Origin of the sequence: Streptomyces sp. NPDC051677, assembly GCF_044453465.1 — a bacterium.
Lineage (GTDB): Bacteria > Actinomycetota > Actinomycetes > Streptomycetales > Streptomycetaceae > Streptomyces.
Genome location: NZ_JBITCT010000014.1, coordinates 97,661 through 121,993 on the forward strand (window position 1 = coordinate 97,661; position 24,333 = coordinate 121,993).

Below are 24,333 nucleotides of genomic sequence, written 5' to 3' on the forward strand. Positions count from 1 at the left end.
CATGGGGAGTTCATGCGCGTCGTCGCGGCACCTCCTTACGGGTGGCTCGCGAGTGGCTTACGGGTGAGCCGCCGCGCGCCCCTGCCCGGACCACGGATCGCCGCGTTTGGCTGATCGCATGATCAGCACACGAATCGCCGCCGTCCTCCTCGCCGTCGCGTCCCTCCTCTCCTGCACGGGCGCCGCCCGCGCCGCCCCCGCTCCCCCCGACCGGCAGACCCAGCTCGTGCCCGGTGTGCCGCCGGGGCCGTATCAGCCCTGGCAGATCGACACCCCCGACCAGCTGCTCGCCCCCACGGTGTACGAGCCGACCGCCGCCGAGGACGCCGTCGAGCCGCCGGACGCCGCCGTGGGGACGTACGCGCTGGTCGAGTACGTGCCGTTGGAGGAGGTCGTCGCGCGGACGGCGTGCAGCAAGCTGGCCGGGCCGTATCAGCGGGCGGTCGAGCGGTGGCTGAAACTGAAGGTGGACGGGAAGCAGTCCGCCGCCGACTGCAAGGCCGTCCGCGCGTTTCAGCAGGCGCAGAAGATCCAGCCGGCGATCGGGTTCGCGGGGCCCGTCACCTGGGCGCGGATGCAGCTGATCTCCGCCGGGAAGAACCCGAACGCCGGCAAGAAGTGCCCGGTGCGGGCGTACCGGGTCGCCTGCGTCGATCTCGACCGGCAGGTGACCTGGGTGCAGAAGGGGGCGAAGGTCGTCTTCGGGCCGGTGTCCATGCGCAGCGGGCGGGCCGTCCATCCGACCCGGAAGGGCTGGCACACCGTCTACTGGCGGCACAAGAACCACGTGTCGACCCTCTACGGCACCCCTATGCCGTACGCCCAGTTCTTCGACGGCGGAGAGGCCTTCCACGCCGTCTACGGCACCATCCACACCGTCATCGGCTCCATGGGCTGCGTCAACCTCACCCTCGGTGACGCCCGCGCACTGTGGGGCGTGCTGAAGAAGGGCGACAAGGTCTACGTGTGGGGGCGTCGGCCCGGCACGTGACGCGGTCGCGGCCCGGTACTCGGGGGGCCGTCCGAGCGCTCTGAGACACTGGGCGCGATGAGTGAGACTGCCAAGCCGCCCGCCGGCCCCGCGCGCGCCCGGGCCGAGATCGACCTGGCCGCGCTGCGGGCCAATGTGCGGACCCTGCGTGCCAAGGCGCCGGGGGCGGCGTTCATGGCCGTGGTGAAGGCCGACGGGTACGGGCACGGCGCCCTGCCCTGCGCCCGGGCGGCCGTCGAGGCCGGCGCCGCCTGGGTGGGCACCGCCACGCCCGAGGAGGCGCTGGCGCTGCGCGCGGACGGCGCGCTGCCGGCCGACGTCAGGATCATGTGCTGGCTGTGGACGCCGGGCGGGCCCTGGCGGGAAGCCGTCGAGGCCGACCTCGACGTGTCCGTGAGCGGACTGTGGGCGCTGCGCGAGGTCGAGGAAGCGGCACGGGCCGCCGGACGGGCCGCCCGGGTGCAGCTCAAGGCCGACACCGGGCTCGGGCGGAGCGGCTGCCAGCCCGCCGACTGGCCCGAACTGGTCGGCGAGGCGCTGCGGGCCGAGGCGGCGGGACTGCTCCGCGTCACGGGGCTGTGGTCGCACTTCGCCTGCGCCGACGAGCCCGGGCATCCCTCCATCGGCCTTCAGCTCGGGCGGTTCCGCGAGATGGTGGCGTACGCCGAGGGGCAGGGCGTGCGGCCCGAGGTGCGGCACATCGCCAACTCGCCGGCCACGCTGACGCTCCCCGAGACCCACTTCGACCTGGTCCGCCCGGGCATCGCGATGTACGGCGTCTCGCCCAGCCCCGAGCTGGGCTCCTCCGCCGACTTCGGACTGCGCCCCGTGATGACGCTCGCGGCCTCGCTCGCCCTGGTGAAGCACGTCCCGGGCGGACACGGTGTGAGCTACGGCCATCACTACGTCACCCCGGGCGCCACCACCCTCGGGCTGGTGCCCCTCGGCTACGCCGACGGGGTCCCCCGGCATGCCTCCGGGACCGGGCCCGTGCTGGTCGGCGGCAAGTGGCGGACGGCCGCCGGGCGCATCGCCATGGACCAGTTCGTCGTCGACCTCGGCGGCGACGAACCCGGGCCCGGCGCGGAGGCGGTCCTCTTCGGACCCGGCGACCGCGGCGAGCCCACGGCGCAGGACTGGGCGCAGGCGGCCGGAACCATCGGGTACGAGATCGTCACGCGCATCGGAGCGCGCGTTCCCCGCGTCTATGTGAATGAGTGACAAGACGGGTAACCCGCAGTCAGTGCACGGACATCGGCCTAGGAGGAGCGGTACGTGAGCGAGAGCAGCGCGGAGGCAGTGACGAGTGCCGCCTCGGCGGCCGTCGCCGCCGCCTCCGCCACGGGGGCGGGCGGCTGGCGCCGGGCGACCGGTATCGCCGGCGCCGCGATAGGCGTGATCGCCGCGGGCGCCGCGGCCGGTGTCGCCCTGGAACGGATGACCGTGGGGCGGGGCATGCGGGCCAAGGCCCGGCTCGCCCTCGACTCGGCGGGACCCTACGGCGGGCTGCGCGGCACCCCGGGCAAGGCGAACGCCGACGACGGCACCGAGCTGTACTACGAGGTCGACGACGTCGAGCCGCAGGGCGGGCCGGCGGGCCGCCGGCGGCGGCTCTTCGGCCGCAAGGCACCGCTGCCCGTCACCGTCGTCTTCAGCCACGGCTACTGCCTCACCCAGGACTCCTGGCACTTCCAGCGGGCGGCCCTGCGCGGCGTCGTGCGGACCGTGCACTGGGACCAGCGCAGCCACGGCCGCTCCGGGCGCGGCAACGCCCAGGTGCGGGACGGTGAGCCGGTCACCATCGACCAGCTGGGACGGGACCTGAAGGCCGTCGTCGACGCGGCCGTGCCCGAGGGGCCGATCGTGCTCGTCGGGCACTCCATGGGCGGGATGACGGTGATGGCGCTGGCCGCGCTGTACCCCGAGCTGATCCGTGACCGGGTCGTCGCCACCGCCTTCGTCGGGACGTCGTCCGGGCGGCTCGGCGAGGTCAACTTCGGGCTGCCGGTCGCGGGCGTGAACGCGGTGCGGCGGGTGCTGCCGGGGGTGCTGAAGGCGCTCGGTCAGCAGGCGGCCCTGGTGGAGAAGGGGCGGCGGGCCACCGCCGATCTCTTCGCCGGGATCATCAAGCGGTACTCGTTCGCCTCGCGGGATGTGGATCCGGCGGTGGCGCGGTTCGCCGAGCGGATGATCGAGGGCACGCCGATCGACGTGGTCGCCGAGTTCTACCCGGCCTTCACCGACCACGACAAGACCGAGGCGCTGGCCTGCTTCACCGACATGCCGGTGCTGGTGCTGGCCGGGATCGGGGATCTGGTCACGCCGAGCGAGCACAGCGAGGCGATCGCCGACGTCTTGCCGGGCGCCGAGTTGGTATTGGTGCCGGACGCCGGGCACCTGGTCATGCTGGAGCACCCGGAAGTGGTCACCGACCGCCTCGCTGATCTGCTCGCCCGCGCGGGGGCGATGCCGTTCACCGCTACCGTGAACGGTTGTGACTCCGCCTCCTCCTGACGGAGGTGGCTTCCAGCCGTCGGCTGCGGTCCAGCCCGAACCGACCCCGTTGCGGGGCGTGACCAGTGTACTACTGCAAGTGAGTGACGATGGATGAAAAGGCAGCATTGCCCCGGTCTGTGCAGCTGATCGTCAACTCCCCTGAACAGATGAGGGAGTTGGGCCGCCGTCTGGCCAAGCTGTTGCGGGCCGGCGATCTCGTGATGCTCAGCGGGGAGCTCGGCGCGGGTAAGACGACGCTCACCCGTGGGCTCGGTGAGGGCCTCGGGGTCCGGGGCGCCGTGACCTCCCCGACCTTCGTGATCGCCCGCGTGCACCCGTCCCTCTCGGCGGGTCCGCCGCTCGTTCACGTCGACGCGTACCGCCTGGGCGGCGGGCTCGACGAGATGGAGGATCTCGATCTGGACGTCTCGCTGCCCGACTCGGTGATCGTCGTGGAGTGGGGCGAGGGCAAGGTCGAGGAGCTGACCGACGACCGGCTCCAGGTCCGTATCCACCGCTCCGTCGGCGATACGACGGATGAGGTGCGGCACGTCACCGTCACCGGGCTGGGTGAGCGGTGGGCTTCGGCGGACCTGAGCGTCCTCACCGCGTGAACGTTCCGACAAGACGTCGGCAAAGTGTTGCGTTCGGCGTCTTGTGCGTGGTCACATGATACCCAGTTCGAAGTTAGGTCTACCTAACTTCGCCCGCCCCCGAACTTCAGGAGGCGTCCATGTCGGCCACCGAGAACAAGCAGCGCCAGCCGTTCGCGGTTGCCGCCGGGGTGTCCATGCGTGACCTGCTGGCGTCGTGCGCGGCGGCCGAGGCCGTCTCCACGCCGCCACGACCGCCCGACCCGGGGACGGTCGTGGAACCGCCCGCGGAGCACCCCAGGGCGGCGTGAGCGCCCGGCAGGGCCGGCCCTACGGGATCACGACGACCGGCTCGCCGATCGTCGCGAATTCCCACATCGCGTCGCCGTCCGCGGTGCGCTGCCGGATGCCGCCCGTGAGCATCGTCGGGTCGGGCTCCGGCAGCGAGCCGTCCAGCGCCGCGCTGAAACCGATCGTCACGTCGTTCACGGTGGCGAAGCGCACCACGTGCTCGATGGGGGTGCCGTCGGTGCCGGTGACGGCGCCCGCGCGGGAGGTGACGCGGTAGCTGCCCGGGAGCGGGTCCACACTGCCGGGGGCGACCTTGAACGTTCGGTTGACCTTGCCGTTCGCGCCGACCAGCCAGACCCGGTCGTCGTCCAGCGAGTACACGACCCGCTCACCCGTGCCGGAGTCGCCCGGGAGTGCCGCCGGGTGCCGCTGGTCCCGGGGCGCCTTCGACGCCGCCGTCGCCGGAGCCTTGCTGCGCTGCGCCCCGGCGAGGTCGGCGGGCGCGCTCGCCGAGGCCCGGAAGGCGAGGAACCCGACCGTCGCCAGGGCTGCCACGGTGAGCCCGGCCACGAAAGTCGAGCTGCTGCTTGGCACCGGCGACCACCTCGTCCGTTCTTTCTGCCCGACTACGGGTCTGTCCCGTACGTCACGTTTCGCGGTGACGTTAGCAGTCCGTACGGGCCCCGCCGGCGCGGCCGTGTCGGGGGCGCGGGAGCCGTAGGCTGTTTGCGTGCTCTTGCTCGCTCTCGATACCGCCACCCCCGCCGTCACCGTCGCACTGCACGACGGCACGGACGTCGTCGCCTCCTCGAGTCAGGTGGACGCCCGCCGGCACGGCGAGCTGCTGCTGCCCGCCGTCGACCGGCTGCTCGCCGGGGCCGGGCTCAGACTCGACGCCGTCACCGGGATCGTCGTCGGCGTAGGCCCCGGCCCCTACACCGGGCTGCGGGTCGGTCTGATGACCGCCGACACCTTCGGGCTCGCCCTCGGCGTCCCCGTGCACGGCCTGTGCACGCTCGACGGCCTCGCGTACGCCTCCGACCTCGAAGGCCCCTTCGTGGTGGCGACCGACGCCCGCCGCAAGGAGGTCTACTGGGCGCGCTACGCCGACTCCCGGACCCGGGTCTCGGGCCCCGCCGTGGACCGGCCCGCCGACATCGCCGAGCAGGTGGCCGGACTGCCGGCCGTCGGCGCGGGCGCGCTGCTGTACCCGGACACGTTCCCGAACGCGCACGAGCCCGAGCACGTCTCCGCCGCCGCGCTCGCGAGCCTGGCCGCTGAGAGACTGACCGCCGGCGAGGAGCTCCCGGCGCCGCGCCCGCTGTATCTGCGCCGGCCGGACGCCCAGGTGCCGAAGAACTACAAGGTGGTCACCCCCAAGTGACCGAACCCGTCAACCCACCCGGCCGCCCCGTGCTGCGCGAGATGCGCTGGTGGGACATCGAAACCGTGCTGGAACTGGAGAAGGACCTCTTCCCCGAGGACGCCTGGTCCCGGGGCATGTTCTGGTCCGACCTCGCCCACGCCCGCGGCCCCGAGGCGACCCGGCGGTATCTCGTCGCGGTCGACACGACGGCCGAAGCGGAGCGGATCGTCGGGTACGCGGGCCTGGCCGCAGCCGGGGACCTGGCCGACGTCCAGACCATCGCCGTCGCCCGCGAGCACCAGGGCACCGGACTCGGCGGGCGGCTGCTGACGGAGCTGCTGCGCGCGGCGACCGACTTCGAGTGCGCCGAGGTCATGCTGGAGTGCCGGATCGACAACGTCCGCGCCCAGAAGCTCTACGAACGCTTCGGCTTCGAGGCCATCGGCTTCCGGCGCGGCTACTACCAGCCGGGGAACGTGGACGCCCTGGTGATGCGCCTGACCGACCCCTCCACATCCGTGGCCGGAACACAAGGAACCGAGACCAATGGCTGACGAACCCCTCGTACTGGGGATCGAGACCTCCTGCGACGAGACCGGCGTCGGCGTCGTGCGCGGCACCGCCCTGCTGGCGGACGCGATCGCCTCCAGCGTCGACGAGCACGCCCGCTTCGGCGGGGTCGTGCCGGAGGTGGCCTCCCGGGCCCACCTGGAGGCGATGGTCCCGACCATCGACCGGGCGCTGAAGGAGGCGGGCGTCAGCGCGAAGGACCTCGACGGCATCGCCGTCACCGCCGGTCCCGGCCTCGCCGGCGCCCTCCTGGTCGGCGTCTCGGCGGCGAAGGCGTACGCCTACGCCCTCGGCAAGCCCCTCTACGGCGTCAACCACCTCGCCTCGCACATCTGCGTGGACCAGCTGGAGCACGGCGCGCTGCCCGAGCCGACGATGGCGCTCCTGGTGTCCGGCGGCCACTCCTCGCTGCTGCTGTCGACCGACATCACCTCCGACGTCCGTCCGATGGGCGCGACCATCGACGACGCGGCGGGCGAGGCCTTCGACAAGATCGCCCGGGTGCTGAACCTGGGCTTCCCGGGCGGCCCGGTCATCGACCGGTACGCCAAGGAGGGCGACCCCTCCGCCATCGCCTTCCCGCGCGGCCTGACCGGTCCGCGCGACCCGGCGTACGACTTCTCCTTCTCCGGGCTGAAGACGTCGGTCGCCCGCTGGATCGAGGCCAAGCGGGCGGCGGGCGAGGACGTGCCGGTGCGGGACGTGGCGGCCTCCTTCCAGGAGGCGGTCGTGGACGTCCTGACCCGCAAGGCCGTACGGGCCTGCAAGGACGAGGGCGTCGACCACCTGATGATCGGCGGCGGCGTGGCCGCCAACTCCCGGCTGCGGGTGCTGGCCCAGGAGCGCTGCGAGGCGGCCGGCATCCGGCTGCGGGTGCCGCGCCCCAAGCTGTGCACGGACAACGGCGCGATGGTGGCGGCCCTGGGCGCGGAGATGGTGGCCCGGGGGCGGGCCGCGTCCAGCTGGGACCTGTCGGCGGACTCGTCCCTGCCGGTGACCGACCCGCACGTGCCCGGCCATCCGCACGACCACGATCATGTGCACGAGGTCAGCAAGGACAATCTCTACTCATGAGGACCAGGTCATGACGGTCGCGTTGATGTGGGAGGCCCGGGCCGTGCAGGGGCGGGGCGACGCACTGCTGGCCTGGGCGCGGGCGCAGCGGCTCGTGGGCGAACCCCTGCGCCGCGAGACGTTCCGCGGCCCGCAGGACCGGGTCCTGGTCATCACCTGGTGGGACGCGGACCACGACGAGCCCGGCCTGCCCGAACTCCCGGAGCCTGACGCGGAGTTGGTGACGCGGGCCGTGCACCGGTGGCGGTTCGAGTCGGTGGAGAGCCGGTAGGGAGTCGGCAGGCGGCGGGTGGCGAGCGGGCAGGGAGCGGCTGGGCGGGCCCGGTGTCGGGCCGGTGGAGAGCCGGTGTCAGGGCTCGTCCGTCTCCGCTTCGAGCGAGGCCCGGGTCGCGGCGCCGTAGACCCCGGACTCGTCCTGGAGGACGGCTCGGGTGAGCTGGTACGTGCGCACCGCGCTCTCGACCTGACGGCCGTACTCGCCGTCGGCCTCGCCGCCGTAGAAACCGATCTGACGCAGGCGGAGCTGGAGCTCGACGACCTCGGGGCCGGAGTCCCCGAAGCGCAGGACCGCCGGCGTGGAGTTCGTCGCGCTGGGCCCGGGGGACGCGGTGCCGGTGGCGCCGGTGGACGGGGCCGAGGGCGGGGCGGCTGAGGAGGACGGGGTCTCCGACGCGGGGGAGGGCGAAGGGCTGGGGGAGCCGGAGGCGGTCGACGACGGCTCGGTCCGGGAGGCCTGCGGGGAGGACGATCCGGTCGTCGCGGCCCTCCCGGACGTCACGTCGGGCACCGGCGCCCGGACGCCCTCGGCCAGGGAGCCGTCACGGTCGGGGGCGTCGTACAGGAGGAGTCCGGCGAGCACGGCCGCGGTCACGGCGAGGGCGAGGGCGCCTGCGAGAGCCAGGAGGGGTAAGCGGCGTCGACTCCGGAGCGGAGGGTCGGAGGCGTCCGGCGCCGGGGTCTCGGACTCGCCGGTCTCCGCACCCTCTTCGGAGGGCGGCGTGGGCATCGGGGCAGGAGCGGCCGTGGTCCCGGGACCGGTGCCGTCCTGCGGGTCCTGGTCCCCGTCGAGCACGACGAACGGGCGGATCCGCACCGGATCGAAGTCCTCGGCGGCGGCCGCCTCCGCGGTGCGGGCGCTGCGATGGGCGTCGGACGCGAGCCGGGCACAGGCGCACGCGGGGGCGCCGTCCGCGGAACGGGGCGCGCCGCACAACGGGCAGACACCGGCCTGCGGTTCGCTCACCTGAAGCCCTTCTTCGAACGGGCTTCATATCCTATTCATATCTCCCGCACGTCATCTCCAACATCGCATCTCCTATGGACTGCCTGCATTGTTCGGGTGTGATGAGGGATGCCCTTATATACCGTCAAGAAATGGGAAACCCTCGCTTTGCGGAGGCAATGGCAAGTGCGCCTGCGAGGGACGGGCAAAAGGGGCGGCCGGTTGCGTCGAAGTCCCTGTCAGTACTATCTCTTTGACCTCGCTTTGTCCTTCCTGGGGACATCGTTGAAGCTGCCCCTGAGCGCCTGACCCCCAGTGGCAATGATCAGCCGACTTTGCCCGTGTGACCGCACGCGGGCTCGGAGGGGACTGATCATGAGTCACAGGCACAGAGCCAGAACCAGATCCGGGAAAAGAGACAGAAACCGAAGGGGAATCAGGCGCACCGCCACTGCTGTCCTCCTCGTACTCGCCGCCCAGGTCGCACTCGTCGACCAGAGCAGCGGCGCGTCGTTCGCGGCCGACGGGAACGCGCCGGCGGCGCACAAGCCCAAGGCGTCCAAGAAGGCTGCCGGACCCGCCCAGGCGCAGGACGAGGCGTCAGCCGTGCTGATGGCCCGCCTGCAGAAGCGGAAGATCGAGGTGCTGTCCGCCCGGACCGCCGACTCGTCGACGTATGCGCTGCCAAGCGGGGAGTTGGAGACGGACGCGTTCGCCGGGCCCGTCCGGGTGAAGCAGGGCAGTGCGTGGAAGGACATCGACACGTCGCTGTCCGACACCGGCACCGATCTGACCCCGGCCGTCGCGGCCGCGGACGTCGCGGTCTCCGACGGCGGTGACACGAAGCTCGCCTCGGTGACCAAGGGCAAGCAGTCCTTCGGACTGGGCTGGTCGGGCAAGCTGCCGACCCCGTCGGTGAAGAACAACACCGCCTCCTACAGCCTGGGCGGCGGCCAGACCCTGTCGGTCAGCGCGCTGGCGCAGGGCTTCTCGGAGAACATCCGGCTCGCCCAGAAGCCCGCCGCCGGCACGGCCACCGCCTACCGGATCCCGCTGGACCTCGACGGGCTGAAGCTGTCCCAGGCCGCCTCCGGACACCTGCTGCTCAAGGACGGCGCCGGCAAGCTCGTCGCCGAGGCGCCCGCGCCGATGATGTGGGACTCCTCCAAGGACAAGGCCTCCGGCGAGTCCGCGCACCAGCAGCGCGTCGCCACGAAGATCGAGACCGCCGCGAACGGCGCGCAGACCCTCGTCCTGACGCCGAGCGCGGACTTCCTGGCCACGGCGACCTATCCGGTGACGGTCGACCCGACCACCACCCTCGCCGTCACCACCGACACCTGGGTGCAGAACCCCGACTACCCCGACTCCCAGATCTCCTCCGAGGAGCTGAAGTCGGGCACCTACGACGGCGGCACCGACACCGCCCACTCGTATCTGAAGTTCGACGTCTCCAAGTTCACCGGCAAGCACGTCACCGCGGCCACCATGTCGCTGTACAACTACTACTCCGCGACCTGCTCCACCGCCGGAGCCGCCACCCAGGCCCGCCGGATCACCTCCACCTGGTCCTCCTCCTCCATCACCTGGGGCGCCCAGCCCACCACCACCACGACCGGCATGGCCACCAACACCGGCCACTGGGGCTACGACTCGACCTGCCCCGCCAACTGGTCCAACTGGAACCTGCAGACCATCGTCCAGGCCTGGGCCGACGGCTCTGCCAACTACGGCCTCCAGGTCCGCGCCGCCGACGAGACCGACTCCACCACCTGGCGCCGCTTCCGCTCCGCGAACTACTCCACCTCCGGATACGCACCGAAGCTCGTCGTCACCTACAACTCCTACGCCACCACCGCCTCGTCCGCGATCTCGCCGTCGGCCGTGAACGCCTACAACGGCAAGCGGTACGTGACCTCCCTGACGCCGACGCTGTCGGCGAAGGTGACGGACGCGGACGGCGGCACCGTCAAGGGCCAGTTCGAGGTCACGGCGGACCCGGCGTACGCGGACACCACGTACACGTACACCGCCACCTCCGCCTCGGTGGCGTCCGGTTCGACGGCGAAGCTGACCATCCCGTCGGCCTCCGCGTTCCCGGCCGGCAAGCATCTGCGCTTCCGCGTCCGCGGCTACGACAACACCGACTACGGCTCGTGGTCCGGCTACACGACGTTCGTGATGAACACCGGGCTGCCGAACGCGCCCACCATCAGCTGTGACCCGTACACGGAGAACACCTGGACGACGCAGGCCACCGGCGGCGCCACCTGCACCCTGGACACGTCCTCGACGGACGGCATGGGCTACGCCTGGGGTCTGGACGACTCCTCCGTGCCGAACCGGGTCTACGACACCACCGACGGCTCGGGCGGCGACCCGCTGACGATCACCGTCAACCCGGGCGAGGACTGGCACAAGCTGTACGCCAAGACCGTCGACTCCGGCGCCAACCTCTCCTCGGCGACGACCACGTACGCCTTCGGCGTCGGTGACGGCGCCGGTCTGCTCACTCCGGCCGAGGGCGACACCGCCGCCCGCCGGGTGAGCCTCACCTCCACCGGCAAGACCACCTACACCGGCGTCACCTACCAGTACCGGCGCGGCGAGACCGACACCTGGCAGAGCGTGCCGCTCGCGGACGTCACCAAGTCGTCGGACGGTTCGGCGGTCTCCGCCTGGCCGGTCGCCGTCACCAACGGCAGCCCCGCCGCGCTCACCTGGAACGTGACCACCTCCCTGGCGGACGACGGTCCGGTCGACGTCCGTGCGGCCTTCACCGACGGCACGACCACCGCCTACTCGCAGCCGCACACGCTCACGGTGGACCGCAACGCGGGCACCGCGCCGAGCGCCGCCGTCGGCCCCGGCTCGGTGAACGCGCTGACCGGTGACTTCACCGTGTCCGCCACGGACGCCTCCGGCTTCGACCTGTCGGTGTCGCGTACGGCGTCCTCCCGCCGCCCCACCATGGGCGCGAGCGCCGCGGGCCAGTCGGCGATCTTCGGCCCGCAGTGGACCTCCGGCACGACCGCCGAGATCACGGACTCCGACTGGGCGTACGTCAGCCAGCCGTCGTCCACCTCGGTGCAGCTGGTGGACGTGGACGGCGACGAGACCGGGTTCACCGCGACCTCCGCGGGCGGCTGGAAGCCGGAGCCCGGCTCCGAGGACCTGACCCTGACCTTCGACTCCGCGTCGAGCACGTTCACGCTGAAGGACGACCAGGGCACCACGACCACCTTCGCGAAGGTGGACCCGGCGGCCGCGACCTGGCAGGTGTCCAGCACCTTCCTGCCGACCGACAACTCCACCACCAAGGTCGTCTCGGAGAAGGACCCGGCGAGCCCCGCCAACCAGCCGCTGGCCCGCCCGAAGTACGTCATCGCGCCCACCTCGGCCGTGTCGTCCTCCACGTGTGGGACGACCCCGTCCACGAAGGGCTGCCGACTGCTGGAGTTCGTCTACGCGACCTCCACCACGGCCACGAGCTCGGTGTTCGGCAACTACACCGGGCAGGTCAGCCAGATCAAGGAGTGGGCGACCGACCCGGGCGCCTCGGCGGCCACGGCGACCGTCGTCGCGCAGTACTCCTACGACGACTCCGGCCGCCTGCGCGAGGAGTGGGACCCGAGGATCAGCCCCGCGCTGAAGACGGCCTACGCCTACGACAGCGCCGGCCGCATCATCACCCTCACCCCGCCCGGCGAACTGGCGTGGACCCTCACCTACGGCCAGGCCGGCAACGCGGCCACCGCCGGTGCGGGCATGCTGCTGTCGGCGTCCCGGCCGAACCTGACGGCGGGCACCAAGAGCACCACGGACGGTACGAACGCCACCACCAGCGTGGTCTACGACGTGCCGCTGTCCGGCGCCGCCGCCCCGGGCGCCATGGGCGCCTCGGACGTGGCGGCCTGGGGACAGACCGACGTGCCGACCGACGCGACCGCCGTCTTCCCGGCCGACTCGGTCCCGGCGTCCAACACCGGCGGCAGCCTGTCGGCGTCCGACTACAAGCGGGCGACGATCACCTACACCGACGCCTCCGGCCGCGAGGTCGACACGGCCGCGCCCGGCGGGCACATCTCCACCACCGAGTACGACCGCTTCGGCAACACGGTCCGTCAGCTCTCCGCCGCCAACCGTGAGCTGGCGCTCGCCACCAGCGGAGCCGGTCAGGCCGAGCAGGTGGCGCTGAGCATCGACCAGCTGACCCCGGCCGACCGCGCCCAGCGGCTGTCGACGACGTCGGTGTACTCCGCCGACGGCCTGCGCGAGACCGACGAGTACGGTCCGCTGCACCAGGTGACGCTCACCTCCGCCCTGGCGGCGGGCAGCGGCGGCACCGACCTGCCCGCGGGCAGCCAGGTCCCGGCGCGCCAGCACACCGTGAACACCTACGACGAGGGCCGCCCGACCGACGGCACGGCCACCGTCGCCAACCAGGTCACCACCTCCAAGGTGGGCGCGTCCGTGGACGGTTACCCGTCGGACGGGGACGTGCGCACCACGGCCACCCAGTACGACTGGGTCAAGGGGCTGCCCACGACGACGATCACCGACCCGAGCGGTCTCAACCTGAAGAAGATCACCGGGTATGACACGCAGGGCCGGGTGATCCTCACCCGCCTGCCGAAGTCCACCGGCACGGACGCGGGCGCGACGGTCACCACGTACTACTCCGCGACCGGCACGGGCGCCTGCAACGGCCGTCCGGAGTGGGCGGACCTGGTCTGCTCCACCGGCCCGGCGGGAGCGATCACGAACGGCGGGTCCAACCCGTCCCAGCTGCCCACCAAGACGGTCGAGTACGACCGCTGGGGCAACACGGCCAAGGTCACGGAGACCGCCAACTCGGTCACCCGGACGACGACGAACTCGTACGACGGGGCCGGCCGGCTCACCACCACGTCCGTCTCCGGAGGCGTGGGCACGGCGGTGCCGGACACCACGACCACCTACGACGCCGACAGCGGTGACGTGGCCACGGTGACGTCGAACGGGCAGACCGTCACCCACACCTACGACCAGCTCGGACGGGAGATCTCCTACGCCGACGGCGCGGGCAACACCGCCGCCACCAGCTACGACGCCCTGGGCCGCGTGGTGAAGACCACCGACTCGGCGCCCTCCACCACCACCTACGCCTACGACACCACCAAGGACCCGCGCGGTCTGGAGACCTCCCGCAACGACTCCGTCGCCGGGACCTTCGCGGCCACCTACGACGCGGACGGCGAGCTCGCCACCGAGTCCCTGCCCGGCGGCTACACCCTGACGAACAGCCAGGACGAGACCGGCACGGAGACCTCCCGCACCTACACCAAGGACAGCGACGGCACCGTCGTCGCCTCCGACACGACCGACCACTCGGCGCAGGACCAGACGGTCGCGGACACCGACACCAACGGGCAGACCCGCAGCCGGAGTTACGGCTACGACGCGGCCGGCCGCCTCACCAGGGCGGACGACACCGACCCCAACGGTGCCTGCACCCGCCGCGACTACGCCTTCGACGACAACACCAACCGCGCCTCGCTCGCCACGGTGACCGGTGACGTGGGCGCCGCCTGCACGTCGACGGGAGAGACGACGACCTCGTACTCCTACGACAGCGCCGACCGCCTGGAGACGGCCGGCACGGTCTACGACGCCTTCGGCCGCACCACGACCCAGGCGTCCGGCGCGACCGTCGGCTACTACGCCAACGACCTCGTCCGGCAGCAGACCTCCGGCGCCAGCCGGCAGACCTGGAGCCTGGACGCGGCCGGCCGCCTCGCCTCCTGGACCACCGAGTCCGACAGCAGCGGCACCTGGACCCAGACGGGGTCCAAGACCAACCACTACGGATCGGACGGCGACAGCCCGGACTGGACCCAGGAGACCGGTTCCACCATCACCCGCAACGTCCAGGGCGTCGACGGCGGCCTGGGCGCGGTCACCAGCGCCACCGGCGACACGGTGCTGCAACTGAGCGACATCCACGGCGACGTCACCGTCCAGCTCCCGCTGGACACTGCCAAGGCGCCGGTCGCCCAGTCGTACGACGAGTACGGCAACCTGGAGGCCGACACCGCGGCCACCCGCTACGGCTGGCTCGGCGGCAAGCAGCGCTCCAGCGAGACGGTCACCGGCGCCACCCTCATGGGCGTGCGGCTGTACGACCCGACGACGGGCCGCTTCCTCTCCGTCGATCCGGTCCCGGGAGGCAACGCCAACGCCTACGAGTACTGCAACGGCGACCCCATCAACCGCTACGACCTCGACGGGAGGTGGTGGCACTGGCGCCACTGGGCCCGAAGGGTCGGCGGTTTCGTGGCGAAGCACCAAACGTGGGTCTCGTACGGCCTGGCTTTCGGCTGCTCATTCGTCACGGAAGGATGGGGGGCGCCGGCGTGCGCGGCAGGAGCCGGCGCTGTCACCGGCTGGATCTCCTACCGATACGGCACCAAGAGGCACAAGCGCCACATAGGCGGCTACTGGGCGAGCACATGGCGTGGAGCCCGGGACGGGCTGCTCGGCTACAGCGCAGGAAACGGCAGGAAGTACTACACCGGAGTGCGCAGGGGGTTCAGCAGTGTCCGCTCATGGTGGCGTGGCGGCCACGGCCGGTACACGCACAGGTGGCCCAACTACTGACGGATGGGAACGAGATGGTCTCAGACCCGCGCGTACACACACGCAGATGGGCGTCCAAGCATCCGATCTACACGGGACTGATCTTCGGGACGCTGTTCTATCTCGTGGAAATCCTGGCGACCGGAGACGCCCTCGGGGCCCTGCCGTTCGCCATGGCGATCGGAGCGATTTTCACTCTGACCGCTTTCGGTGAGCGGCGCCGTCAACGCAGAGCGAGGCTGATCCGTAAATAGCGGTCACCCTCGAGCAGAAATGAAGACACCGCCGTCGGACCATGGTCCGACGGCGGTGTTCTGCTGCTCTCTACGGCTGAGGCGAGGACAGTGCCCACACCGATGTCAGCAGTGTTCCCGCGCACAGGGCGAAGGCCAGTGCCGCGATCACGCTTCCGTCGGTCAGGACGAAGCCCGCGAGGACGCCGAGGGCGGTGCCGGACGCGGCGGTCATCGCGCCGCGCCACCACGGACGGGCGGGGGGCACGAGGGTGCCGGCGGGGAGGACGAACGCGTCCTCCAGGTCGACCCGGACGGCCTCGTGGTCGTCGAAGGACAGGAACGGCGGACGGTGCCTGCGCAGTTTTCCGAGCGGGACCAGACGGGTGCCGTCGGGAAGCGTGACGGCGGCCGGGCGCAGGCTTGTGCCGCCCGCGCGGTGCACGGTCACCTCGACCTCGCCGGAGAGCTCGTCCAGCGCCGGGTGCCACATGACGCGCTGCCAGTGACGATCGTCCTCGGGGGCCGTCAGCGCCAGCCAGGTCGTCCGCGGGTCCCGCCACGGCGACGCCAGGCGTCGGCCGTAGAGGACGCGCCCCGTCATCGGGCGGCCGGGCCGCCGCACCCTGAGGCGGAAGCGCAGGCCTCGCCAGACCCAGACGCAGGTCAGGAGCAGGGCGACCACTCCGCCCAGGACGACCGGGAAGATCAGGTCGTCCTCCGCCGCCGTCTCGTCCCCGTCGGCCGGAAAGCCCTTGGGGGTCGGGTCGTCGGCGTCGTAGGCCACCGGGAAGCGGGCGCCCTCGGTGTAGCGGTCGGTGTCGTAGATCCCGAACCGCTGGACGTGCGCATGCCCCCCGGCGTCGGTCCAGCGCACGCGGACGTCGTCCTCGTCGTCGACGTCGTCCTCGACGACCACGCCGACGGCGCTCGCGGTGGCCCGGTCGCGGGCGTCGGCGTAGCGCTGCAGGTGCAGGCCCAGCCAGGCGGCGAACAGGGCGTAGCCGGTGAGGGTGACGGCCACGCCCAGCAGGCCCACGCGCAGGGCGGGTCCGGGGCGTCTCATACGGCCCACTCCTTCGGTTCGGCGGACGCCCACAAGGTGCGTACCGGTTCGAGGTCGCCGCCGCGCACGGCCTCGTTCAGCAGTTCGTGCAGGTCGACGACCCGGCCGTCGTCCGGCGCCGTGACGACCGTGGTGAGCCAGCGGTTGGTGTACGTCCAGCCCGCCGCGCACAACGCCTCCGCGAAGGGCGGGCTCACGGCGCCGGCCAGCACGCTCCGGACGAGCGCCGGACGGACGGTCGCCGGCGCCCACCGCACCGCGGGTTCGATACGGCGGGCCAGCCGGGGCCCGGCGCCGTCGGCGAGAACGTCCAGGGCCAGGGCCACCGCCTCCGTCGCACTCTCGCGGCGGACGGCGTGCAGGAGGACGAGGCGGGTGTCGAAGCCGAGTTCGCGCAGGCGGCTGTGCGGCAGGTCGAGGAGTCGTACCGGACTCGCCTCGCCGTCGCGCGGCCCGTCGTCCGGATCCCAGTCCCGCCCGGTCAGCTCCCGCACGCACCACGCCTCGACGGCCGCCCCGGTCCGCAGGGCGAGCGGAGCCGTGCCGTACGGGCTCTCGGCGTGCGCGGGCAGCGCGGCCGCGCGGTGGTCGAGGGGCGGGTGGTCGGCCGTGGCGTACGCGTCGACGGCGTCCTCCTCGGCGGCGGCGCGGGCGGCCCGCCGGGCGACGTGCGGGTCGCTCAGGGCGGTGTCGAGGGCGTCGTAGAAGTCCTCGGGCCAGGCGTCCTCCTCGGCCAGCGCCGACAGCCAGCCCGCGCCGAGCCCCTCGAACGCGGCATCGAGCAGGCCGGCCAGGCGCAGCGCCTCGGCGGCGGCCTCGGCGCCCGCGACCCGGGCCGCGTCGGCGTCGGCGGCCAGCTCCGCGCGCCAGAGCAGGGGCTGTGAGGCGCGCAGCAGCGGGCCCGCCAGGGGCGCGAGCGGGCGGAAGCGGCCGTCGAGCCGCTCCGCGAGCACGGCGCGGGAGTACCGCAGCAGGCCGGAGCGCCGGTCGCCCATCTGCCGCTCGTGCGCCAGCTCGTGCGCGATCACGGACGCCAGCTGGGCCTCGGTGAGGTTGCGCAGCAGGGGCAGGCCGAGAAGGAGCACGCGGGTGTGCACGCCCCCGACCTTCGCGCGCCCCAGCGCCGCCTGGACGCCGGGCACGATCCGCACGAGGAGCGGCTCGCGGAAGCCGAGCCGCTCGGCCACGTCCCGCACCAGGCCGGCCAGCTCCGGTTCGTCCCCGGGGCGCACCGCCCGGCCGGGCAGCGGGCCGCGTGCCGCCATGACGGCCCTGGAGACCTCGACGGCGACCAGGAACAGCGGCGCGGCCGGCGCCCACGGGGGACCCCAGAGGAAGAGCGCGACGAACAGGACCGCTCCGGCGACCGCCCTCGGCAGCCAGGCCAGCGCGAGCATGGCGAGGCCGAGCAGCCACCCACGGGCCCTGCGGTCCTCGCCGGTGCCGGAGGCTGCCTGTGCGGTTGTGGGTATGGGGGTGTCCATGCGTCTTCCCGTCGCGTTCCCGTCACCTGGCTGGGCGGGTCGGCGGATTCTGACACGCGGGCACCCCCCGGCCACGTCTCAGGTGCGCAAAACCTCCACGTCGCAGTGCAGCCGCCGTTCCGTCCCGACCTCGCGCACCGGCCCGGTCAGCCGTACTCGGGCCACCTCCCGCGCGTGCGCGCTGGACGTGCCCAACCGCAGTTCCAGCGCCCCCGGTTCGACCACGCGCTTCCCGGACCGGTCGGTGAACGCCGACAGGTCGGCGTGGAAGCGGAACGCCACCCGCGCCGACTCGCCCGCGGCCAGCTCCAGCCGCCGGTAGCCGATCAGCCGCACGTCGGGACGGGTCACGCTGGCCACCGGGTCGTGCAGGTACAGCTGCACGACCTCCGCGCCCGCCCGCTCCCCGGTGTTGCGGACGGTGACGGACAGGTCGTAGGAGCCGTCCGTCGGGATGTCCGCGTCGGGACCGCTGAAGTCCTCCCAGGCGAACGCCGTGTACGAGCGTCCGTGGCCGAAGGGGTACAGCGGGGTCGGGTCCAGGCTGCTGACCTCGCCCGCCAGCCCCAGCGGCGGCTGGAGGTAGGTCCAGGGCTGGCCGCCCGGCACGCGCGGCACGCTCACCGGGAGGCGGCCCGAGGGGTTCACACGGCCCGACAGCACTCCCGCGACCGCCGGACCGCCCTCCTCCCCGGGGAAGAACGCCTGAACGACCGCGCCCAGCCGCCCGTGCCAGCGGCCCAGCGCGTACGGGCGGCCGGTGAGCAGGACGAGGACGACCGGGACGCCCGTCGCCACCAGCGCGTCCAGCAGTTCGCTCTGGACGCCCGGCAGATGCAGGTCGGCCACATCGCAGCCCTCGCCCGAGGTGCCCCGGCCGAACAGTCCCGCCCGGTCGCCGAGCACGGCCACGCAGACGTCCGCCTCGGAGGCGCGCGCGATGGCCTCCGTGAACCCGGACGGGTCCGGGTCCGAGACCCCGCAGCCCTCCGTGAACGTCACCTTCGCGTCCGGGAGTTCGGCCCGCAGGGACTCCAGCAGGGTCGGGATCTCGACGCCCAGGTCCGCCTCGGGGTGCTGGGTGAGGACATGGGAGGGGAAGGAGTAGCAGCCGAGCATGGCGAGGGCGTCCGCCGCCCTCGGGCCCACGACGGCGATGCGCGTGTCGGGGGAGAGGGGGAGCAGGGCGTCGGGGTTGTCCAGCAGGACCACCGACTCCTCCGCCAGCCTGCGGGCCAGGACGCGGTTGGTCGCCGGGTCGAGGTCGACCGGCCCGGCGGTCTCCGCCGGCTCGGGCCGCCAGTCCTCGTCCAGGAGGCCCAGCTCGCACTTCTGGAGCAGGACGCGGCGGGCGGCCCGGTCGACCAGTTCCTCGGGGACTTCGCCGTCCCGCACGGCGGCGACCAGCGCCTCGCCGTAGTACTTCACCGTGGGCAGCTCGACGTCGACGCCGGCCGTCAGGGCGAGCAGGGCGGTCTCGGCGGGTGTGCCGGCGACCCGGTGCAGGGTCTGCAGGAAGCCGATGCCGAAGTAGTCGGCGACGACCGTGCCCGTGAAGCCCCACTCCTCGCGCAGGAGGCGGGTCAGCAGCTCCGGGTCGGCGGAGGACGGGACGCCGTCGCGTTCCGTGTAGGCCGCCATCACCGAGCGGGCGCCGCCTTCGCGGAGCGCCATCTCGAACGGCGGAAGGGTGACGTCGGCGAACTCGCGGGTGCCCGCCCGCACCGGCGCCTGGTTGCGGGCCCCGGCCGAGGAGGCGTACCCGGCGAAGTGCTTGAGCGTGGCGACGATCCCGGCCGACTCCAGCCCGCGTACGTAGGCCGTGCCGACCGTGCCCACCAGGTACGGGTCCTCGCCGATCGTCTCCTCGACCCGTCCCCAGCGCAGGTCGCGGACGACGTCCAGGACGGGGGCCAGACCCTGGTGGACGCCGACCGCGCGCAGGTCGCGGCCGATCGCCCGGCCCATCTCCTCCACCAGCGGCGGATCGAAGGCAGCGCCCCAGGCCAGCGGGACCGGGTAGGCGGTGGCCCGCCAGGCGGTGAAGCCGGCCAGGCACTCCTCGTGGGCGACCGCCGGGATGCCGAAGCGGCCGGCGGCGGCGATCCGGCGCTGGGCGAGCGCCAGCGCGCGGACGCCGACCGCCGGGTCCACGGGGGCGGTGCCGAAGGAGCGGGTCAGCTGGCCGAGCCCCCGGGTGATCAGCTCGGCCCAGTCGTGGTCGACGGTCATGTCGTGCTGGTGCGGGGCGACTCCGTCGCCGTCCGTCGCGGCGCCGACCCACACGCCGTACAGCTGGGCGGTCTTCTCCTCGAGGGTCATCCGGGAGAGGAGGTCGTCGACGCGGGCGGCGGCGGGCAGGGCGGGGTCACGCCAGGAGGCGGTGGTCATGAGACTCCTGTCCCGAAGGATTCGAATGTTTCGTAATGCACTTCGAATGTTCCGGGAACCTATGGCGTCCCCATAGGTTCGTCAAGGGGGCGCGTGGGGATACGATCGCCGCCATGACACCCTCGGAGCCCGTGGAAACGCGGACAGAAGCGCGGCCGACACAGACCGCGACGCTCGCGGAGATCGCCCGCGAGGCCGGCGTATCGGCACCGACTGTTTCGAAGGTCCTCAACGGCCGGGCCGATGTCGCCCCCGCGACCCGCACTCGCGTCGAGGAGCTGCTGCGCGCCCACGGCTACCGGCGCCGCCGCGCCGAGGCGACCCGCTCCCCCCTGATCGACCTGGTCTTCCACGAGCTGGAGAGCGCCTGGGCGATGGAGGTCATCCGGGGCGTGGAGAACGTGGCGCGGGACGCCGGACTGAGCGTGGTGCTGAGCGAGAGCGCCGGGCGGCTCACTCCCGGCCGGACCTGGGCCGACCAGGTCGCCGCCCGCCGTCCGCACGGCGTCGTGCTCGTCCTGTCCGGGCTGGACGAGTCCCAGCGGGCGCTGCTGACCAGCCGTTCCATCCCGTTCGTGGTGATGGACCCGGCGGGCGACCCGGGGGCGGACGTGCCGTCGATCGGGGCCACCAACTGGCAGGGCGGCCTCGCCGCCACCCGGCACCTGATCGAGCTGGGGCACCGGCGGATCGGGGCGATCAGCGGGCCGCCGCAGATGATGTGCAGCCGCGCCCGGATCGACGGCTACCGGGCCGCGCTGGAGACGGCCGGGCTGCCGGTCGAGCAGGACCTCGTCAAGACCGGCGACTTCCACCACGAGACCGGCTACCGCCTCGGCCGCGAGCTGCTCTACCGCCCCGACCGGCCCACCGCCGTCTTCGCCGGCAACGACCTCCAGGCCCTCGGCTGCTACGAAGCGGCCCGCGAACTGGGCCTCAGGATCCCCGAGGACGTGAGCGTGGTCGGCTTCGACGACCTGCCGGTGGCGCGGTGGGTCGGCCCGCCGCTGACGACCGTCCGGCAGCCGCTCACGGAGATGGCGGAGGCGGCGGCCCGGCTCGTCCTCGAACTGGGCCGCTCGACGTCCGAGGAGGCGCCGACGGCGACCCGGGTGGAACTGGCGACGAGTCTGGTGGTGCGCACGAGCACCGGGGCGCCGCCCGTCTCTTAGGGGCTGCCGTGGCTGGAAGTTGACGTATTGACGGGTGTGGCGCGCGCCTCCACACTCCTCCGAAGTCAATCGGTTGGACGACCGAAACTTTCGGAGGCACCCGCAATGAGATCCTCCAGAACCCTCTCCGCACGGACCTGGCTGACCACGCTGGTCACCGGGGCCACCGCCGCCGCGGCGCTGCTCGTCGCGGCCCCCGTCTCCCATGCCGCCGACACCCCGCTGCGCGACCTCGGCGCCGCCAAGGGCAAGGTCATCGGCACCGCGGTCACCGGCTCCAAGCTCACCGGCACGTACGGCGACCTCGCCGGGGCGCAGTTCAGCTCGCTGACCCCCGGCAACGCCATGAAGTGGGGCTCCGTCGAGCCGACCCAGGGCGCCTTCAACTGGGCGGAGGCCGACCAGATCGTCGCCTTCGCCCAGGCCCACAACCAGCAGGTGCGCGGCCACACCCTGGTCTGGCACAGCCAGAACCCCGGCTGGCTGACGAACGGCAGCTGGACGCCCGCCCAGCTCAGCACCCTGCTCCAGAACCACATCAGCACCGAGGTCGGCCGCTACAAGGGCAAGCTCGCCGCCTGGGACGTCGTCAACGAGCCCTTCAACGAGGACGGCACCTACCGCTCGACCCTCTGGTACAACGGCCTCGGCGCCGACTACATCGCCAACGCCCTGACCTGGGCGCGGGCCGCCGACCCGGCCGCCAAGCTCTACGTCAACGACTACAACGTCGAGGGCGTGAACGCGAAGTCGACGGCCCTGTACAACCTGGTCAAGTCGCTGAAGGAGCGCGGGGTTCCCATCGACGGGGTCGGCCTCCAGGCCCACCTCGTCCTCGGCCAGGTGCCGTCCACCCTCCAGCAGAACATCCAGCGCTTCGCCGACCTCGGCGTCGACGTGGCGATCACCGAGCTGGACATCCGGATGACGCTGCCCTCGGACAGCGCCAAGCTCGCGCAGCAGAAGGCCGACTACAAGGCGGTCACCGCCGCCTGCGTCGCCGTCGCCCGCTGCGTGAACATGACCGTCTGGGGCTTCACCGACTCCGACTCCTGGGTGGAGAGCACCTTCCCGGGCCAGGGTGCGGCGACGCCGTACGACGCGAACTACGCGCCGAAACCGGCGTACTACGGCATCTCCGAGGCGCTCGGCGGCGGGACGACCACTCCGCCCCCGACGGGTGCGTGCACGGCCGCGTACAGCGTGGGCAGTCAGTGGAACACCGGGTTCACCGGGAACGTGACGATCTCCTGCTCGGGCGCCTCGCTGTCGTCCTGGAAGGCGACCTGGACGTACGGCGCGGGCCAGCGGATCACCCAGGCCTGGAACGCCACGTGCACCCAGTCGGGCGCGGCCGTCACGTGCGCGAACGCCTCGTACAACGGGATGGTCCCGGACGGCGGTTCGGTGTCGTTCGGGTTCAACGCGAGCTGGAGCGGCAGCAATCCGGCGCCGACGGTGACGTTGGGCTGACCTCGGGCTGCCTCCGGGCTGATCCCGGGCTGCTTCCGGGGCGATCCCGTCCTGAGAATCATGAGATTTCCACAAGAAGTTCGGCTCGCGTCCGCTCTCCTGACACTTCGCTTACAACTCGGACTTATGTTCGCCTTGTGACGGGAGACGTGGCGAGACATGACGCGAACGGGCCGGACGGCGGCAGCGGGGCGGGCCGGCGGTCGAGAGCGCTGAAGGCCGCCGGCCTCACGCTGGCCGCCGCCCTGGTGGTGGGCATCGGCACGGCCGGCTGGGCCTACTGGCACCTCAACGGCAACATCAAGAGCGTCGACATCGACAACGCGCTCGGCGACAACCGCCCGGCGAAGGCGGTGGCGACGCCCGCCCCGTCCGGCTCGGCGTCCGCCGTTCCGCTGCCCACCGAGGCCGTCAACATCCTGGTGCTGGGCTCGGACTCGCGCAGCGGCGCGGCGAACCAGGCACTCGGCGGCGGCGACAGCACGGGCGCCCGCTCCGACACGGCGATGGTCGTGCACATCGACGCGGGCCGCACGTCCGCCACCGTCGTCAGCATCCCGCGCGACACCCTCGTCACCCGCCCCTCCTGCCCGCTCGCCGACGGCGGCTCGACGGGCGTGGCGTACGGCGCGATGTTCAACACCGCCTACTCGGTCGGCGGTCCGGTCTGCGCCGTCAAGACCGTCGAGTCGATCACCGACGTCCGCATGGACCACTACGTCGAGGTCGACTTCTCGGGCTTCGCGAAGCTCGTGGACGCGCTCGGCGGGGTCACCGTCACCACCGACGCGGACATCGACGACGACGACAGCCATCTGCACCTCAAGGCCGGCGTCCACCACCTGAACGGCGCCCAGGCCCTCGCCCTGGCCCGCACCCGGCACGGCATAGGCGACGGCAGCGACCTCGGCCGCATAGGCCTCCAGCAGAAGCTCGTGAAGGCCCTCCTGGAACAGATCGCCGCCACCGACCTCCTCACCAGCCCCACCAAGCTCTACCAGGTCGCCGACGCCGTCACCGGCAGCCTCACCACGGACACCGGCCTGAACTCCCTCGCCGAACTGACGAAACTCGGCCAGAGCCTGAAGAACCTCGCGTCCGACCAGGTCAGGACGGTGATGATGCCCGTCGTACCGGCCCCCTCCGACCCCAACCGGGTGGTGGCCGAGGAACCGGCGGCGAGCGCCCTGTGGAAGTCGCTGAAATAAATTCCGGCGCGTGTGTCGATCCGGCCGTCCGCCGTTCGACGCAGAGGTGAGAGGCCGGGAAGGACCCGGCCCGCCGGAGTCGTCC

Annotated in this window: 18 protein-coding genes; 13 read left to right on the top strand and 5 right to left on the bottom strand. The window is 72.4% G+C overall.

Translation table 11 applies throughout. The features are described 5' to 3' along the window. The first annotated feature begins 118 nt into the window (after positions 1-118). The 5 genes from ACIBAF_RS18725 (at position 119) to ACIBAF_RS18745 (ending at position 4,391) form a co-directional block, all read left to right on the top strand. On the top strand, positions 119-991 hold the full coding sequence (locus tag ACIBAF_RS18725) for a L,D-transpeptidase family protein (protein WP_399464309.1): 873 nt from the start codon (positions 119-121) through the stop codon (positions 989-991). Positions 992-1,048: 57 nt separating this feature from the next. Next, positions 1,049-2,212 (top strand): alanine racemase, encoded by a 1,164-nt coding sequence (alr, locus tag ACIBAF_RS18730; RefSeq protein WP_399464310.1) that lies wholly within the window; start codon positions 1,049-1,051, stop codon positions 2,210-2,212. Between the two features lie 54 nt (positions 2,213-2,266). After that, entirely contained in the window at positions 2,267-3,505 is a 1,239-nt protein-coding gene (locus ACIBAF_RS18735) for an alpha/beta fold hydrolase (protein WP_399464311.1), read from the top strand. A gap of 89 nt (positions 3,506-3,594) precedes the next feature. Then, positions 3,595-4,101 carry a tRNA (adenosine(37)-N6)-threonylcarbamoyltransferase complex ATPase subunit type 1 TsaE gene (gene tsaE, locus ACIBAF_RS18740; RefSeq protein WP_399464312.1) on the top strand — a complete coding sequence of 169 codons (507 nt, stop codon included), beginning with the start codon at positions 3,595-3,597 and terminating at the stop codon, positions 4,099-4,101. A 119-nt stretch (positions 4,102-4,220) separates the two neighbouring features. Further along, a complete protein-coding gene (locus ACIBAF_RS18745) occupies positions 4,221-4,391 on the top strand; it encodes a hypothetical protein (RefSeq protein WP_399464313.1) in 171 nt (56 codons plus the stop codon). Between the two features lie 19 nt (positions 4,392-4,410). On the opposite strand, the gene ACIBAF_RS18750 is transcribed toward ACIBAF_RS18745, so the two are convergent. Next, the gene (locus ACIBAF_RS18750) at positions 4,411-4,965 is read right to left on the bottom strand and encodes a hypothetical protein (RefSeq protein ID WP_399464314.1); all 555 of its coding nucleotides are present in this window, start codon (positions 4,963-4,965) and stop codon (positions 4,411-4,413) included. A gap of 136 nt (positions 4,966-5,101) precedes the next feature. Here ACIBAF_RS18750 and tsaB point away from each other — a divergent pair, with 136 nt between their 5' ends. The 4 genes from tsaB to ACIBAF_RS18770 are packed head-to-tail and all read left to right on the top strand — an operon-like array spanning position 5,102 to position 7,652. Then, positions 5,102-5,755 carry a tRNA (adenosine(37)-N6)-threonylcarbamoyltransferase complex dimerization subunit type 1 TsaB gene (gene tsaB / locus ACIBAF_RS18755; RefSeq protein ID WP_399464315.1) on the top strand — a complete coding sequence of 218 codons (654 nt, stop codon included), beginning with the start codon at positions 5,102-5,104 and terminating at the stop codon, positions 5,753-5,755. Between the two features lie 41 nt (positions 5,756-5,796). Beyond that, positions 5,797-6,291, top strand: coding sequence for a ribosomal protein S18-alanine N-acetyltransferase (gene rimI / locus ACIBAF_RS18760; RefSeq protein ID WP_399464396.1), 495 nt, complete (start codon positions 5,797-5,799; stop codon positions 6,289-6,291). Then, entirely contained in the window at positions 6,284-7,381 is a 1,098-nt protein-coding gene (gene tsaD, locus ACIBAF_RS18765; RefSeq protein WP_399464316.1) for a tRNA (adenosine(37)-N6)-threonylcarbamoyltransferase complex transferase subunit TsaD, read from the top strand. The genes rimI and tsaD overlap by 8 nt, the downstream gene beginning before the upstream one ends. A 10-nt stretch (positions 7,382-7,391) precedes the next feature. Next, the gene (locus ACIBAF_RS18770; RefSeq protein WP_399464317.1) at positions 7,392-7,652 is read left to right on the top strand and encodes a hypothetical protein; all 261 of its coding nucleotides are present in this window, start codon (positions 7,392-7,394) and stop codon (positions 7,650-7,652) included. 78 nt (positions 7,653-7,730) lie between these two features. On the opposite strand, the gene ACIBAF_RS18775 is transcribed toward ACIBAF_RS18770, so the two are convergent. Continuing rightward, a complete protein-coding gene (locus ACIBAF_RS18775) occupies positions 7,731-8,624 on the bottom strand; it encodes a peptidoglycan-binding protein (protein WP_399464318.1) in 894 nt (297 codons plus the stop codon). 354 nt (positions 8,625-8,978) lie between these two features. On the opposite strand from ACIBAF_RS18775, the gene ACIBAF_RS18780 reads away from it, so the two are divergent. After that, positions 8,979-15,242: a DNRLRE domain-containing protein gene (locus tag ACIBAF_RS18780; RefSeq protein WP_399464319.1), complete on the top strand. Its 6,264-nt coding sequence runs from the start codon at positions 8,979-8,981 to the stop codon at positions 15,240-15,242. Positions 15,243-15,545: 303 nt separating this feature from the next. Here ACIBAF_RS18780 and ACIBAF_RS18785 read toward each other — a convergent pair whose 3' ends face one another. The 3 genes from ACIBAF_RS18785 to ACIBAF_RS18795 all read right to left on the bottom strand — a co-directional run bounded on the left by ACIBAF_RS18785 (position 15,546) and on the right by ACIBAF_RS18795 (position 20,395). Continuing rightward, positions 15,546-16,520: a hypothetical protein gene (locus ACIBAF_RS18785; RefSeq protein WP_399464320.1), complete on the bottom strand. Its 975-nt coding sequence runs from the start codon at positions 16,518-16,520 to the stop codon at positions 15,546-15,548. Further along, entirely contained in the window at positions 16,517-18,004 is a 1,488-nt protein-coding gene (locus tag ACIBAF_RS18790; RefSeq protein ID WP_399464321.1) for a hypothetical protein, read from the bottom strand. The genes ACIBAF_RS18785 and ACIBAF_RS18790 overlap by 4 nt, the downstream gene beginning before the upstream one ends. A 78-nt stretch (positions 18,005-18,082) precedes the next feature. Beyond that, a complete protein-coding gene (locus ACIBAF_RS18795) occupies positions 18,083-20,395 on the bottom strand; it encodes a glycoside hydrolase family 3 N-terminal domain-containing protein (RefSeq protein ID WP_399464322.1) in 2,313 nt (770 codons plus the stop codon). Between the two features lie 113 nt (positions 20,396-20,508). Here ACIBAF_RS18795 and ACIBAF_RS18800 point away from each other — a divergent pair, with 113 nt between their 5' ends. From ACIBAF_RS18800 to ACIBAF_RS18810, 3 genes are all read left to right on the top strand, one after another. Then, positions 20,509-21,567, top strand: a complete 1,059-nt coding sequence (locus tag ACIBAF_RS18800) for a LacI family DNA-binding transcriptional regulator (protein ID WP_399464323.1) — start codon at positions 20,509-20,511, stop codon at positions 21,565-21,567. A gap of 105 nt (positions 21,568-21,672) precedes the next feature. Then, positions 21,673-23,040, top strand: coding sequence for an endo-1,4-beta-xylanase (locus ACIBAF_RS18805; protein ID WP_399464324.1), 1,368 nt, complete (start codon positions 21,673-21,675; stop codon positions 23,038-23,040). Positions 23,041-23,189: 149 nt separating this feature from the next. Next, the gene (locus ACIBAF_RS18810; RefSeq protein WP_399464325.1) at positions 23,190-24,248 is read left to right on the top strand and encodes an LCP family protein; all 1,059 of its coding nucleotides are present in this window, start codon (positions 23,190-23,192) and stop codon (positions 24,246-24,248) included. Positions 24,249-24,333: the final 85 nt, after the last annotated feature.

Excerpts from the sequence above, each read along its gene's own strand:
- alr (WP_399464310.1), top strand. The coding sequence starts at position 1,049 with ATGAGTGAGACTGCCAAGCCGCCCGCCGGCCCCGCGCGCGCCCGGGCC.
- ACIBAF_RS18725 (WP_399464309.1), top strand. The coding sequence starts at position 119 with ATGATCAGCACACGAATCGCCGCCGTCCTCCTCGCCGTCGCGTCCCTC.
- ACIBAF_RS18805 (WP_399464324.1), top strand. The coding sequence starts at position 21,673 with ATGAGATCCTCCAGAACCCTCTCCGCACGGACCTGGCTGACCACGCTG.
- ACIBAF_RS18745 (WP_399464313.1), top strand. The coding sequence starts at position 4,221 with ATGTCGGCCACCGAGAACAAGCAGCGCCAGCCGTTCGCGGTTGCCGCC.
- ACIBAF_RS18795 (WP_399464322.1), bottom strand. The coding sequence starts at position 20,395 with ATGACCACCGCCTCCTGGCGTGACCCCGCCCTGCCCGCCGCCGCCCGC.
- tsaE (WP_399464312.1), top strand. The coding sequence starts at position 3,595 with ATGGATGAAAAGGCAGCATTGCCCCGGTCTGTGCAGCTGATCGTCAAC.
- ACIBAF_RS18785 (WP_399464320.1), bottom strand. The coding sequence starts at position 16,520 with ATGAGACGCCCCGGACCCGCCCTGCGCGTGGGCCTGCTGGGCGTGGCC.
- ACIBAF_RS18780 (WP_399464319.1), top strand. The coding sequence starts at position 8,979 with ATGAGTCACAGGCACAGAGCCAGAACCAGATCCGGGAAAAGAGACAGA.
- ACIBAF_RS18790 (WP_399464321.1), bottom strand. The coding sequence starts at position 18,004 with ATGGACACCCCCATACCCACAACCGCACAGGCAGCCTCCGGCACCGGC.
- ACIBAF_RS18770 (WP_399464317.1), top strand. The coding sequence starts at position 7,392 with ATGACGGTCGCGTTGATGTGGGAGGCCCGGGCCGTGCAGGGGCGGGGC.
- tsaD (WP_399464316.1), top strand. The coding sequence starts at position 6,284 with ATGGCTGACGAACCCCTCGTACTGGGGATCGAGACCTCCTGCGACGAG.
- ACIBAF_RS18800 (WP_399464323.1), top strand. The coding sequence starts at position 20,509 with ATGACACCCTCGGAGCCCGTGGAAACGCGGACAGAAGCGCGGCCGACA.
- rimI (WP_399464396.1), top strand. The coding sequence starts at position 5,797 with ATGCGCTGGTGGGACATCGAAACCGTGCTGGAACTGGAGAAGGACCTC.